Genomic DNA, 12,753 nt, shown 5'->3' with positions numbered 1-12,753 from the left:
AACCCCGGGCGTACTACGGCATGTAGTTTTCGGTGCCTTAGGATCGGGCCGTGCTTGGACGAACGCTGTTGCGGCTGGTGGACCTGCTCCCCAATCCCAGTCTGGGCGTCCAGCGGCTGATCGCCGTGGCCGTCATCCTGACCCAGGGCGGCATCGCCATCACCGGCGCGATCGTGCGCGTCACCGCCTCGGGGCTGGGCTGCCCCACCTGGCCGCAATGCTTCCCGGGCAGCTTCGTCCCGGTGGCCCACGCCCAGGTGCCGCGCATCCACCAGGCCGTCGAGTTCGGCAACCGCATGGTCACCTTCGCGGTGGTGATCACCGCGGCGCTGGCCGTGCTCGCGGTGACCCGGGCCCGGCGGCGACGCGAGGTGCTGGTCTATGCCTGGCTGATGCCGGTGTCGACCGTCGTGCAGGCCGTCATCGGCGGGATCACCGTGCGCACCGGGCTGCTGTGGTGGACGGTGGCCATCCACCTGCTGACGTCGATGACGATGGTGTGGCTCGCGGTGTTGCTCTACGTCAAGATCGGCGAGCCCGATGGAGACGGGTCCGCGGCGGTGCGCGTGCTGATCCCCACGCCGCTGCGCGCGCTGACCGCGCTTTCCGGCGTGAACCTGGCCGCGGTGCTGGTCACCGGAACGCTGGTGACGGCCGCCGGGCCCCACGCGGGTGACCGCAGCGCCACGCGGACGGTGCCGCGGCTCAAGGTCGAAGTCGCCACGCTCGTGCACATGCACTCCTCGCTGCTGGTCGCCTACCTGGCGCTGGTCGTGGGGCTGGGCTTCGGCCTGCTGGCGGTGCGGGCCACCCGCCCCGTCCTGCGGCGGCTCGGGGTGCTGCTCGTCCTGCTCTGCGCGCAGGCCGCCGTCGGCACCGCCCAGTACTACACCGGTGTCCCCGCCGCGCTGGTCGCGCTGCACGTGGCGGGGGCGGCCGCCTGCACCGCGGCCACCGCGGCGCTATGGGCCTCGATGCGAGAGCGGGCCGAGCCCGAGCCGCTCGCAACCTGACTCGACCGCCAGGGCGAAGCGGCGCTGCGCGAGCTCCCGGGTGGCGGTGTCCAACTGCCGCCAACCCATTTGCGGCGCAACGAGATCCAGCTTCACCAGCCGGTTCCCCGCCACGTCGGCGCGCGCGTAGAGCAGCTCCCGCGCGCGGATCCCAATGCGGCCGGCGGCCGCCGCCAGCGCCGCGTGGCCGAGGTCCCAGGACTCGAACTCCGGCTCGCCCGGCCAGGCGTGCGATTGCTCCCCGCCCAAGAAAACCAACGACGACTGCGCCGTCGCGCCGGGTTCCGTCGGGACCCCGTCGTCCTCGAGAGCGCCCAGATACCGCTCGGCGATATTCCAGGCGATCGCGGCGGGCGGGTTGAGCAGGTGACGCACCCGCCGGGTCCAGGTGAGGAATTCGTCACGCCGGTCCGGTTCGACGGGGGCGGCCCGCAGGATCACCAGGTCGGCCCCGGCGGTCCCCGGATCGTCCCAGGGCAGCCGGCGTGCGTGCAGGCCACGGCGGCGTAGCGCCGCCACCAGCCCCGCGTCGTCGGGGTCGTCGCCGGGCCCCGCCGCCAGCACGATGCGGGGATGGAAGACGTCCGGACGAGCGAGCTTCATGCCCGGGCATGATAAGCACATGCACGCAATCGAAGTCAGCGAAACCGGCGGCCCCGAGGTGCTGCGCTACGTCGATACGCCACAACCCTCGCCCGGCCCGGGCGAGGTGCTGATCGAGGCCGAGGCCATCGGCGTCAACTACATCGACACGTATTTCCGCTCGGGGCAATATCCGCGCCAGCTGCCGTTCATCCTCGGCCAGGAGACGAGCGGCACGGTGGTGGACACCGGCGAGGGCGTCGACGGTTTCACCGCGGGCGACCGGGTCGTCACCGCCGCGGCTTCCGGCGCGTATGCCGAATACGCCACTGCCCCAGCCTCTTTCATCGCCGCGGTGCCCGACGGAGTTGCCGCCGACGTGGCCGCCTCGGCGCTGCTGAAGGGCCTGACCGCCCATTACCTGTTGAAGTCGGTGTATCCGGTGCAGGCCGGCGACACGGTGCTGGTGCACGCGGGCGCCGGCGGTGTCGGCCTGATCTTGACCCAGTGGGCGCACCTGCTCGGCGCTCGGGTGATCACGACGGTCTCGACGCCGGAGAAGGCGCGGATGTCGGCGAAGGCCGGCGCCGACGAGGTGCTGTCCTACCCCGACGACGCCGATGAGTTCGGCGAGCGGATCCGCGCGTTGACCGATGGCGCCGGGGTGGCCGCGGTGTACGACGGCGTGGGCGCGAGCACGTTCGACGCCAGCCTGGCCAGCCTGGCCGTGCGGGGCACGCTCGCGCTGTTCGGCGCGGCCAGCGGGCCCGTTCCGCCGTTCGATCCGCAGCGCCTCAATGCCGCCGGCTCGGTGTTGTTGACCCGGCCGTCGCTGGCGCATTTCGTGCGGACCGGGCAGGAATTCAGCTGGCGGGCAGAGGAACTGTTCGCCGCGATCGCCGGCGGCGACATCACCGTCGAGGTCGGCGGGCGCTACCCTCTGGCCGACGCCGCGCGCGCCCACCAGGATCTGCAGGGACGCAAGACCACGGGGTCGATCGTGCTGGTGCCCTAGTTTCCAGCCGCCGAACGTGGGGCGTCTGGACGAATTCGAGGCGGATTCCGTACGTAGGGCCCACGTTCGGCGATCGGAGCTGAAGCGACCCCGGACCGTCAGAACAGGTGCGGCAGCCCGATGGCCGAGTCGATCGCCAACGCGCAGAACACCACCGCCAGGTAGTTGTTGGACTGCAGGAACAGCCGCAGCGGCTTGACCGGCTCACCCACGCGCACCCCCGCGTACAGCTGGTGGGCCATCGCCAGGAACCACACGCCGGCCACCACGGCGACCGCCGCGTACAGCCAGCCGGTCGCCAGCGCCAGCGCCAGCGTGGACAGCACCGTCAGCCAGGTGTAGATCAGGATCTGCTTGGTCACCTGGCGCTCGGTCGCCACGGCCGGGAGCATCGGGACGCCCGCCGCTTTGTAGTCGTCCTTGTAGCGCATCGCCAGCGCCCAGGTGTGCGGTGGCGTCCAGAAGAAAATGATGGCGAACATCACCAGGGCCGGCCAGCCGATGGTGTTCGTCACGGCCGACCAGCCGATCATCACCGGCATGCAGCCGGCGGCGCCGCCCCACACGACGTTCTGCGAGGTGCGGCGCTTGAGCAGCAGTGTGTAGACGAACACATAGAACGCGATCGTCGCCAGGGCCAACAGCCCCGACAGCAGGTTCGTCGTCCACCACAGCCAGCAGAACGACCCGACCGTCAGCACCAGCCCGAACACCAGGGCGTTGCGGGTGGGCACCGCCGCCCGGGCCAGCGGGCGGCGCGCGGTGCGCTTCATCACTTTGTCGATGTCCGCGTCTGCCACACAGTTCAGCGTGTTGGCACCCCCGGCGGCCAGCATGCCGCCGATCAACGTGTTGACGATCAGCAGCGGGTTCACCGTGCCGCGCTGGGCCAGGAGCATCGCGGGGATCGCCGTCACCAGCAGCAGCTCAACAACCCGCGGTTTGGTCAGCGCCAGATAAGCCAGCACCGTGCCTTGTACCCGGCTTGGCAATCGGCTCGGCGCGGCGCGCCCGCGAACGCTCACGCAATAACTCCTTGGGGTCGCAGCGGCGCGCAGCATCTACTACAGACGATGGTAGACCGAGTAGCGGCGATGCCCCGCCCGTGGGTCCATTCCGGCAGATTTCTCCCAGATTTCCGAACTGAATGTTAAGGCCTTTCGACGGGCGCGTAATTTTCACACCTGCCGGCCGCGGGTACCCGAAATCCTGCTCTGCAAGAGCCGGCCCTCCCGCACTAGGGTGGGATTGATCAGCTCGATGACCCAAGGACTGAGTCTGTGACGACACTCGAAGAGATCTCCACGCTGACCCAACCGCACCTCCCCGACGACTGGTCCGAGCTCGACTCGGCCGCCGTCGACACCATTCGGGTGCTGGCCGCCGACGCGGTGCAAAAGGTCGGCAACGGCCACCCCGGGACGGCGATGAGCCTGGCTCCGCTGGCGTACACGCTGTTCCAGCGGACGATGCGCCACGACCCCAGCGACACCCACTGGCTGGGTCGCGACCGGTTCGTCCTGTCATGCGGGCACAGCAGCCTGACGCTGTACATCCAGCTGTATCTGGGCGGTTTCGGTCTGGAGCTCTCCGACATCGAGTCACTGCGCACCTGGGGATCCAAGACGCCCGGGCACCCGGAGTTCCGCCACACCAAGGGCGTTGAGATCACCACCGGTCCGCTTGGGCAGGGCCTGGCGTCCGCGGTCGGCATGGCGATGGCAGCCCGCTACGAGCGCGGCCTGTTCGACCCCGACGCCGCCCCCGGCACCAGCCCGTTCGACCACCACATCTACGTGTTCGCGTCCGACGGCGACATCGAGGAGGGCGTCACCTCGGAAGCCTCGTCGCTGGCGGCGGTCCAGGAACTGGGCAACCTCATCGTTTTCTATGACCACAACCAGATTTCGATCGAGGACGACACCAACATCGCGTTGTGCGAGGACACCGCCGCGCGCTACGAGGCCTACGGCTGGCACGTGCAGAGGGTCGAGGGCGGCGAGAACGTCGTCGGCATCGAGGAGGCCATCGCGGCCGCCAAGGCCGTCACCGACCGGCCGTCGTTCATCGAGCTGCGCACCATCATCGGCTACCCCGCGCCGAAGCTGATGAACACCGGCAAGGCGCACGGCGCGGCGCTGGGCGACGAGGAGGTCGCCGCCGTCAAGGAGATCCTCGGCTTCGACCCGGACAAGAACTTCGAGGTGCGCGACGAGGTGATCGCCCACACCCGCAAGCTGGTCGACCGCGGCAAGGAAGCGCATGAGAAGTGGCAGGCGGATTTCGACGCGTGGGTGCAGCGCGAGCCCGACCGCAAAGCGCTGCTGGACCGGTTGACCGCCGAGGAGCTGCCGGACGGCTGGGACGCCGACATCCCGGTCTGGAAGCCGGGCGACAAGGACCTGGCCACCCGCGCGGCCTCAGGCAAGGTGCTCAACGCGATCGGGCCGAAACTGCCCGAGCTGTGGGGCGGCTCGGCCGACCTGGCGGGCAGCAACAACACCACCATGGACAACGTCAAATCCTTTGGCCCGCCGTCGATTTCGACCAAGGACTACACGGCGGACTGGTACGGACGCACGCTGCACTTCGGCGTTCGCGAGCACGCGATGGGCGCCATCCTGTCCGGCATCGTGCTGCACGGCCCCACCCGGGCCTACGGCGGCACGTTCCTGCAGTTCTCGGACTACATGCGTCCCGCGGTGCGGCTGGCCTCGCTGATGGACATCGACACCATCTACGTGTGGACGCACGATTCCATCGGGCTCGGCGAGGACGGGCCCACCCACCAGCCGATCGAGCACCTCGCGGCGCTGCGCGCCATCCCCAAGCTGTCGGTGGTGCGCCCGGCCGACGCCAACGAGACCGCGCACGCCTGGCGCACGATCCTGGCCCGCGGCAACGGCAGCGGCCCGGTGGGGCTGATCCTGACCCGTCAGGGCGTTCCGGTGCTCGAGGGCACCAGCGCCGACGGCGTCGCCCGCGGCGGTTACATCCTGGGGTCGGACGGTGAGGAAGCCGGCCAGGATCCCGACGTGGTTCTGATCGCCACCGGCTCGGAGGTCCAACTCGCCGTCGAGGCGCAGAAGTTGTTGGCGGACAAGGACATTGTGGCGCGAGTGGTTTCCATGCCGTGCGTCGAATGGTTCGAGTCCCAGCCCGACGACTACCGCGACAGCGTGCTCCCCCCGTCGGTGTCGGCGCGGGTGGCCGTCGAGGCCGGCGTCGCGCAGAGCTGGCACAAGCTGGTCGGTGACACCGGCAAGATCGTTTCGATCGAGCACTACGGCGAATCGGCCGACTATAAGACCTTATTCCGTGAATTCGGCTTCACCGCCGAAGCCGTCGCGGCCGCCGCGGAACAAGTAGTGGATAACTGAGGAAAGGGTAATTCACATGACCGCTCAGAACTCGAATCTGGCGGCGCTGTCCGCCGCCGGCGTATCCGTCTGGCTCGATGACCTGTCGCGTCAGCGGCTGCAGTCAGGCAACCTGCAGGAGCTGATCGACACCAAGAGTGTCGTCGGGGTGACCACCAACCCGTCGATCTTCCAGAAGGCGTTCGCCGAGGGCGACGCCTATGACGGCCAGATCGCCGAGCTGGCCGAGCGCGGCGCGGATGTCGACGCCACCATCCGCACCGTCACCACCGACGACGTGCGCAACGCGTGCGACGTGCTCAAGCGTGAGTGGGAAAACTCCGACGGCGTCGACGGCCGGGTGTCCATCGAGGTCGACCCGCGGTTGGCCGCTGAGACGGAAAAGACGATCGCGCAGGCCGTCGAGCTGTGGAAGATCGTCGACCGACCGAACCTGTTCATCAAGATTCCGGCGACCAAGGCCGGCATTCCGGCGATCACCGCGGTTCTGGCCGAGGGCATTTCGGTCAACGTCACTTTGATCTTCTCCGTCGAGCGGCACCGTCAGGTGATGGACGCCTACCTGGCGGGCCTGGAGAAGGCGCGCGAAGCCGGACACGACCTGTCCAAGATCCATTCGGTGGCTTCGTTTTTCGTCTCCCGGGTGGACACCGAGGTCGACAAGCGGCTGGAGAAGATCGGGTCCGACGATGCGAAGGCGCTGCTGGGCCAGGCCGGGGTGGCCAACGCCCGGCTGGCGTATGCGGCCTACCAGGAGGTGTTCGACGGTGGCGAGCGCTATCAGGCGCTCAAGGCCGACGGGGCTCGTGTGCAGCGTCCGCTCTGGGCGTCGACCGGAGTCAAGAACCCCGACTACTCCGACACCCTCTATGTCACCGAACTGGTGGCGCCCAACACGGTGAACACCATGCCGGAGAAGACAATTGACGCGGTCGCCGACCACGGTGAGATCAAGGGCGACACGGTCACCGGTACCGCCGGGGATGCCCAGGCGGTCTTCGACAAGCTCGAACAGATCGGCATCGACCTGACCGACGTCTTCAAGGTCTTGGAAGACGAAGGCGTGGAGAAGTTCGTGGATTCGTGGACCGAGCTGCTGGAGGAGACACAGAAGCAGCTGGGTTCCGCCTCCAAATGAGCCCAGCCCGCACCGCGCAACAATGGCATAACCCGTTACGGGACAAGCGCGACAAGCGGCTGCCGCGCATCGCCGGGCCGTGCGGGATGGTCATCTTCGGTGTCACCGGCGACCTGGCGCGCAAGAAGGTCATGCCCGCCATTTATGACCTGGCCAATCGCGGGCTGTTGCCGCCGAGCTTCTCGCTGGTGGGTTTCGCCCGCCGGGATTGGAGCACGCAGGATTTCGGCAAGGTGGTCTACGAGGCGGTCAAGGAACACTGCCGCACTCCCTTCCGGGAGGAGAACTGGGAGCGGCTGGCCGAGGGATTCCGTTTCGTGCCAGGCGCTTTCGACGACGACGAGGCGTTCGGTCGGCTCGCCGAGACCCTGGACAAGCTGGACGCCGAGCGGGGCACGGGCGGCAACCACGCCTTCTACCTGGCCATCCCGCCGAAGTCCTTCCCGGTGGTGTGCGAACAGCTGCACAAGTCCGGCCTGGCCCGCCCGCAGGGCGAGCGGTGGAGCCGGGTGGTCATCGAGAAGCCGTTCGGCCACGATCTGGAGAGCGCGCAGGCGCTGAACAAGTCGGTGAACGCCGTCTTTCCCGAGGAGGCGGTCTTCCGGATCGACCACTACCTGGGCAAGGAGACGGTCCGCAACATCCTGGCGCTGCGGTTCGCCAACCAGCTGTTCGACCCGATCTGGAACGCGCACTACGTCGACCACGTGCAAATCACCATGGCCGAGGACATCGGCCTGGGCGGGCGGGCCGGCTACTACGACGGCATCGGCGCCGCGCGTGACGTCATCCAGAACCATCTGATGCAGCTGCTGGCGCTGACCGCGATGGAGGAGCCGGTCAGCTTCAGCCCGTCGGCGCTGCAGGCCGAGAAGATCAAGGTGCTCTCGGCGACACAGCTCGCCGAGCCGCTCGACGAGACCACCAGCCGCGGCCAGTACGCCGCGGGCTGGCAGGGCGGCGAGAAGGTCGTCGGGCTGCTCGACGAGGAGGGGTTCGCCAAGGACTCGATCACCGAGACGTTCGCCGCCATCACGCTCGAGGTGGACACCCGCCGCTGGGCGGGCGTGCCCTTCTACCTGCGAACCGGAAAACGGTTGGGCCGCAGGGTGACCGAGATCGCCCTGATCTTCAAGCGGGCGCCGCACCTGCCGTTCGACGCGACCATGACCGACGAGCTGGGCACCAACGCCATGGTGATCCGCGTGCAGCCCGACGAGGGCGTCACGCTGCGGTTCGGCTCCAAGGTGCCGGGCACCGCGATGGAGGTCCGCGACGTCAACATGGACTTCTCCTACGGCTCGGCGTTCGCCGAGGAATCGCCGGAGGCCTACGAACAGTTGATCCTCGACGTGCTGCTGGGCGAGCCGTCACTGTTCCCGGTCAACGAAGAGGTCGAATTGGCTTGGCAGATACTCGATCCCGTGTTGGATAACTGGGCCGCCGGGGGCAAGCCCGAGCCGTACGAGGCGGGCACCTGGGGTCCGGACTCCGCGTTCGAGATGCTGCATCGCACGGGCCGGGAATGGCGGCGGCCCTGATGATCATCGACATGGAAGACACCACCACCACCGCGGTCAACAAGAAACTCGACGAACTGCGGGAACGCGTCGGCGCCGTCGCGATGGGCCGGGTGCTGACGCTGATCATCGCGCCGGACAGCGAGGAGATCCTCGAAGAGACGCTGCAAGCGGCCAACGACGCCAGCCACGAACATCCCAGCCGGATCATCGTCACGATGCGGGGCAATCCGTATGCGGACGAGCCCCGGCTGGACGCGCAGCTGCGCGCCGGTGGCGACACCGGCGCCAGCGAGGTCGTGGTGCTGCGGCTGTCGGGCGCGTTGTCCGGCCACGCCGCCAGCGTCGTCACCCCGTTCCTGCTCCCCGACATCCCGGTGGTGGCCTGGTGGCCCGACGTCGCGCCGGCGGTCCCCGCGCAGGACCCGTTGGGCCGGTTGGCGATTCGACGCATCACCGACGCGACCAACGGGGTCGACCCGCTGGCGGCGATCAAGAGCCGGCTGCCGGGCTACACCGCGGGTGACACCGACCTCGCCTGGGCGCGCATCACCTATTGGCGGGCGCTGCTGACCTCGGCCGTCGACCTGACCCCGCACGAACCGATCTCCTCGGCGCTGGTGTCCGGCCTGGCCACCGAACCGGCCCTCGACGTCCTGGCGGGGTGGCTGGCCAGCCGGATCGACGGCCCGGTGCGCCGGGCGGTCGGCGAGCTCAAAATCGAATTGACCCGCAGCAGCGAGACCATCGTGTTGAGCCGCCCGCAGGAAGGCAGGACGGCCACGCTCAGCCGGACGTCGCGGCCGGACGCCCTGCTTCCATTGGCGCGCAGGGAAACCGGCGAGTGTCTCGCCGAAGACCTGCGTCGCCTGGATCCCGACGAGATATACCAAACCGCGCTCGAAGGCATTGAGAAAGTGCAATACGTGTGAGCACCAGCATCGAAATCTTCCCGGACAGCCAGGCCCTGGTCGTCGCCGCCGCGACGCGACTGACCGACACCATCGCGAACGCCGTCGCGGCCCGGGGGCGCGCGCTGGTCGTGCTGACCGGCGGCGGCAACGGCATCGGCCTGTTGCAGTCGCTCATGGACCGACCGATCGAGTGGTCCAAGGTGCACCTGTTCTGGGGCGACGAACGCTACGTTCCCGAAGACGACGACGAGCGCAACGACAAGCAGGCGCGGGCCGCACTGCTCGACCATGTCGACATTCCGTCCAGCCAGGTGCACCCGATGCCGGCCAGCGACGGCGAATTCGGCGGCGATCTGGCCGCGGCCGCGCTGGCCTACGAGCAGTTGCTGGCGGCCAACGCCGCGCCCGGGCAGCCGGTACCGAATTTCGACGTGCACCTGCTGGGCATGGGCCCCGAGGGTCACATCAACTCGCTGTTCCCGGACACCCCGGCCGTGCTCGAAACCGCCCGCATGGTGGTGTCGGTGGAGGACTCCCCCAAGCCGCCGCCGCAACGAATCACGTTGACGCTGCCCGCCATTGCCCGTTCGCGTGAGGTCTGGCTGATGGTGTCGGGCGCGGGGAAGGCCGAGGCGGCGGCCGCGGCCATCGGTGGCGCCGCGCCGGTCGCGGTGCCGGCCGCCGGGGCGATCGGGCTGGACACCACGCTGTGGCTGCTCGACGAGGACGCCGCGTCCAAGCTGCCGTCGGACCCGTCCGGCGTGGCCTGACGCGATTTTCGTCCTGAGGTTTGCGGCCGGCCCGTCCGGGTCATAATGGCGGTCATGGCAGACAGAACCGTGCGCGGGGGGCAAGAGCGAAGCCGAATCAAGACGCTCACCCAGGCCGCGTTGAACGCCGACAAGACAGTGGAACAGGTCGAAGACGTCCTCGACGGTTTGAGCAACACCATGAAAGAGCTCAACAGTTCCCTGTCAGCGCTGAACGCCACGGTGGAACGCCTGGAAACCGGCCTGGACCACCTGGACGGCACCATGGCCAGCCTGGACGATCTGGCCAAGCGGTTGATCGTGCTGGTCGAACCGGTGGAGGCCATCGTCGCGCGGATCGACGAGATGGTGAAGGTGGGCGAGACCATGATGTCTCCCCTGGCGATCACCGAGCACGCGGTGCGCGGCGTGCTGGACAGGCTGCGCAACCGGACCGCGCAGTAGGCGCCCGGCGGGAACCCCGATGGCCACGTTGCTGCTGCACCACTCCGCCTTCGCCGCGCATCGGACCGCCCCCGGGCATCCGGAGCGGCCGGACCGCTACCGCGCGGTGGAAGCGGCGCTGAGCCGACCCCAGTTCGACGCGCTGGTGCGCGAGACGGCCGAACCGGCCGAGCTCGCCGCCGCGCGCTACGTGCACTCCAACCGCTACGTGGACGCGCTGGAGGCGGCGCGCCCCGAGCACGGCTACGTCTACCTCGACGGCGGCGACACCATGATGGAGCCCTCGACGTGGGAGACGGCCTTGCGCGGGGTGGGCGCCACGCTGCGGGCGGTGGACCAGGTGGTGGCCGGCGACGTACAAAACGCGTTCGTCGCGTGCCGGCCGCCGGGGCATCACGCCGAAACCGAACGCGCCATGGGGTTCTGCCTGTTCAACAACATCAGCATCGGCGCGCGGCACGCGCAGCGCAAACACGGGCTGACGCGGGTCGCCATCGTCGATTTCGACGTCCATCACGGCAACGGCACGCAGCAGATCTTCTACTCCGACCCGAACGTGCTCTACGCGTCTACGCACCAGATGCCGCTGTTCCCCGGCACCGGCGCGCCACGAGAAACCGGAGTCGGCAACATCTTCAACGCGCCGCTGGCGCCCGGGGACGGCGGCGCCGAACTGCGCGCGGCCTTCACAGACCGGATACTGCCTGCGCTGCAGGCCTTTTCGCCCGAACTGATCATTGTGTCCGCCGGGTTCGACGCGCACGAGCGCGATCCGCTCGGCTCACTGAGCATGACGGCCGACGACTTCGCCTGGGTCACCAGGGAATTGATGAAGTCGGCGGAGGCGCTCTGCGACGGCCGGCTGGTGGCGGTGCTCGAAGGCGGTTACGACCTGCAAGCTTTGGCCGATTCGGTCACCGCGCACGTCGGCGAGCTTGTGAAAGGCTGAGCCCGCCCCTAACTCAGCTCGCCTTTTTCTCGTGCATCTCGGGCGCCGGGCCGCCGACCGGCGTCGCCGACTTCATGATGTCCTCGATCGCGGCGAGGTCCGCGTCGGTCAGCGTGACGTCGGCCGCACCGGCGCTGTCCTGCAGGTAGGTGACGTGTTGCGCGCCCATGATGGCGGTGTGCACGCCCGGCTGCGCGAGCGTCCAGGCGATGGCCAACTGGCTCGTCGTGACGCCGAGATCGATGGCCAAATGCCCTAGGTCCTCAACGACTTTCAGGTTGCGCAGGTAGTCCTCACCGGTGAAGATGGGGCTCTTGCCGCGCCAGTCACCATCGGCAAAGCTGGTGTCGGGCTTCATGGTTCCCGTGAGCAGGCCGTGCGCCAGGGGTCCGTACACCATCACCCCGATGTCGTTGGCGTGGCAATAAGGCAGCAGGTCGCCCTCGATGTCACGGCGGAACAGGTGGTAGGGCGGCTGCACCGCTTCCACCGGAAGCGTGGCCGAGAGTTCCTCGATCTGGGCGGTGTCGTAGTTCGACACGCCGACGTGCCGAATCTTGCCCTCCGACACCAGTTCTGCGAGCGCTTCACCCGTCTCGGCCGCCGGCGTCGTGGGATCGGGCCAGTGCACCAGGTAGAGGTCGATGTAGTCGACGCCCAGGGCGCGCAGGCTGGACTCGACGCCGCTGCGAAGGTACTCACGGCTGGCGTCGCGGACCAGGCCCGTGTCGGTCTTGCGCAATCCGCCTTTGGTGGCGATCACCAGCTCGTCGCGGGCCCGCGCGAAATCGGCGCGAAGGGCCTTGCCGAGGATGCGCTCGGATTCGCCGAACCCGTATTGCTGGGCGGTGTCGAAGAAGTTGATCCCCAGGTCACGCGCGCGATGGATCATGGTGATCGCGGCGTCCTCGTCGGCTTGGCCCCAGTCACTACTGAACGCCCAGGTACCGAAGGCCAACCGGGAAACCTCAAGCCCCGTCTTGCCGAATGTGATGGATTTCAAATGCCAACCTCCCCCGTTGGATAGT

At 68.5% G+C, this 12,753-nt stretch carries 12 protein-coding genes; 9 read left to right on the top strand and 3 right to left on the bottom strand.

The window, feature by feature from the left end; translation table 11 throughout:
- Positions 1-50 precede the first annotated feature (50 nt).
- Positions 51-1,013 (top strand): COX15/CtaA family protein, encoded by a 963-nt coding sequence (locus ACZ50Z_RS05505; RefSeq protein ID WP_464482624.1) that lies wholly within the window; start codon positions 51-53, stop codon positions 1,011-1,013.
- Here ACZ50Z_RS05505 and ACZ50Z_RS05500 read toward each other — a convergent pair.
- Positions 963-1,616 (bottom strand): hypothetical protein, encoded by a 654-nt coding sequence (locus tag ACZ50Z_RS05500; protein WP_464482623.1) that lies wholly within the window; start codon positions 1,614-1,616, stop codon positions 963-965. The genes ACZ50Z_RS05505 and ACZ50Z_RS05500 overlap by 51 nt on opposite strands.
- A 19-nt stretch (positions 1,617-1,635) precedes the next feature.
- Between ACZ50Z_RS05500 and ACZ50Z_RS05495 the strand changes: the two genes are divergently transcribed.
- Positions 1,636-2,610 carry a quinone oxidoreductase family protein gene (locus tag ACZ50Z_RS05495; protein WP_464482622.1) on the top strand — a complete coding sequence of 325 codons (975 nt, stop codon included), beginning with the start codon at positions 1,636-1,638 and terminating at the stop codon, positions 2,608-2,610.
- Positions 2,611-2,708: 98 nt separating this feature from the next.
- Here ACZ50Z_RS05495 and ACZ50Z_RS05490 read toward each other — a convergent pair whose 3' ends face one another.
- The gene (locus ACZ50Z_RS05490) at positions 2,709-3,635 is read right to left on the bottom strand and encodes a heme o synthase (protein WP_464482621.1); all 927 of its coding nucleotides are present in this window, start codon (positions 3,633-3,635) and stop codon (positions 2,709-2,711) included.
- Positions 3,636-3,890: 255 nt separating this feature from the next.
- On the opposite strand from ACZ50Z_RS05490, the gene tkt reads away from it, so the two are divergent.
- From tkt to ACZ50Z_RS05455, 7 genes are read left to right on the top strand one after another with little or no spacing between them, the layout of a single operon-like run.
- Positions 3,891-5,990, top strand: a complete 2,100-nt coding sequence (gene tkt / locus ACZ50Z_RS05485; RefSeq protein WP_464482620.1) for a transketolase — start codon at positions 3,891-3,893, stop codon at positions 5,988-5,990.
- A gap of 16 nt (positions 5,991-6,006) precedes the next feature.
- The gene (tal, locus tag ACZ50Z_RS05480) at positions 6,007-7,128 is read left to right on the top strand and encodes a transaldolase (RefSeq protein ID WP_464482619.1); all 1,122 of its coding nucleotides are present in this window, start codon (positions 6,007-6,009) and stop codon (positions 7,126-7,128) included.
- Entirely contained in the window at positions 7,125-8,669 is a 1,545-nt protein-coding gene (gene zwf / locus ACZ50Z_RS05475; RefSeq protein ID WP_464482618.1) for a glucose-6-phosphate dehydrogenase, read from the top strand. The genes tal and zwf overlap by 4 nt, the downstream gene beginning before the upstream one ends.
- Positions 8,669-9,580 carry a glucose-6-phosphate dehydrogenase assembly protein OpcA gene (gene opcA / locus ACZ50Z_RS05470; protein WP_464486102.1) on the top strand — a complete coding sequence of 304 codons (912 nt, stop codon included), beginning with the start codon at positions 8,669-8,671 and terminating at the stop codon, positions 9,578-9,580. Before zwf ends, opcA begins: the two co-directional genes overlap by 1 nt.
- Positions 9,577-10,332: a 6-phosphogluconolactonase gene (gene pgl / locus ACZ50Z_RS05465; protein ID WP_464482617.1), complete on the top strand. Its 756-nt coding sequence runs from the start codon at positions 9,577-9,579 to the stop codon at positions 10,330-10,332. Before opcA ends, pgl begins: the two co-directional genes overlap by 4 nt.
- A gap of 45 nt (positions 10,333-10,377) precedes the next feature.
- Positions 10,378-10,776, top strand: a complete 399-nt coding sequence (locus tag ACZ50Z_RS05460; RefSeq protein WP_464482616.1) for an ATPase — start codon at positions 10,378-10,380, stop codon at positions 10,774-10,776.
- A gap of 19 nt (positions 10,777-10,795) precedes the next feature.
- Complete coding sequence (locus tag ACZ50Z_RS05455; protein ID WP_464482615.1) at positions 10,796-11,725, top strand: histone deacetylase family protein; 930 nt, start codon at positions 10,796-10,798, stop codon at positions 11,723-11,725.
- 13 nt (positions 11,726-11,738) lie between these two features.
- Here the strand turns inward: ACZ50Z_RS05455 and ACZ50Z_RS05450 are convergent, their stop codons facing one another.
- Positions 11,739-12,728 (bottom strand): aldo/keto reductase, encoded by a 990-nt coding sequence (locus tag ACZ50Z_RS05450; RefSeq protein WP_464482614.1) that lies wholly within the window; start codon positions 12,726-12,728, stop codon positions 11,739-11,741.
- Positions 12,729-12,753: the final 25 nt, after the last annotated feature.

It is taken from the genome of Mycobacterium sp. NTMscope_MAC_269 (assembly GCF_976985695.1).
Note: the sequence above shows the minus strand (reverse complement) of the source record. Positions and strands in the feature narration are given on the sequence as shown.

Excerpts from the sequence above, each read along its gene's own strand:
- ACZ50Z_RS05495 (WP_464482622.1), top strand. The coding sequence starts at position 1,636 with ATGCACGCAATCGAAGTCAGCGAAACCGGCGGCCCCGAGGTGCTGCGC.
- tal (WP_464482619.1), top strand. The coding sequence starts at position 6,007 with ATGACCGCTCAGAACTCGAATCTGGCGGCGCTGTCCGCCGCCGGCGTA.
- ACZ50Z_RS05500 (WP_464482623.1), bottom strand. The coding sequence starts at position 1,616 with ATGAAGCTCGCTCGTCCGGACGTCTTCCATCCCCGCATCGTGCTGGCG.
- opcA (WP_464486102.1), top strand. The coding sequence starts at position 8,669 with ATGATCATCGACATGGAAGACACCACCACCACCGCGGTCAACAAGAAA.
- ACZ50Z_RS05460 (WP_464482616.1), top strand. The coding sequence starts at position 10,378 with ATGGCGGTCATGGCAGACAGAACCGTGCGCGGGGGGCAAGAGCGAAGC.
- zwf (WP_464482618.1), top strand. The coding sequence starts at position 7,125 with ATGAGCCCAGCCCGCACCGCGCAACAATGGCATAACCCGTTACGGGAC.
- ACZ50Z_RS05455 (WP_464482615.1), top strand. The coding sequence starts at position 10,796 with ATGGCCACGTTGCTGCTGCACCACTCCGCCTTCGCCGCGCATCGGACC.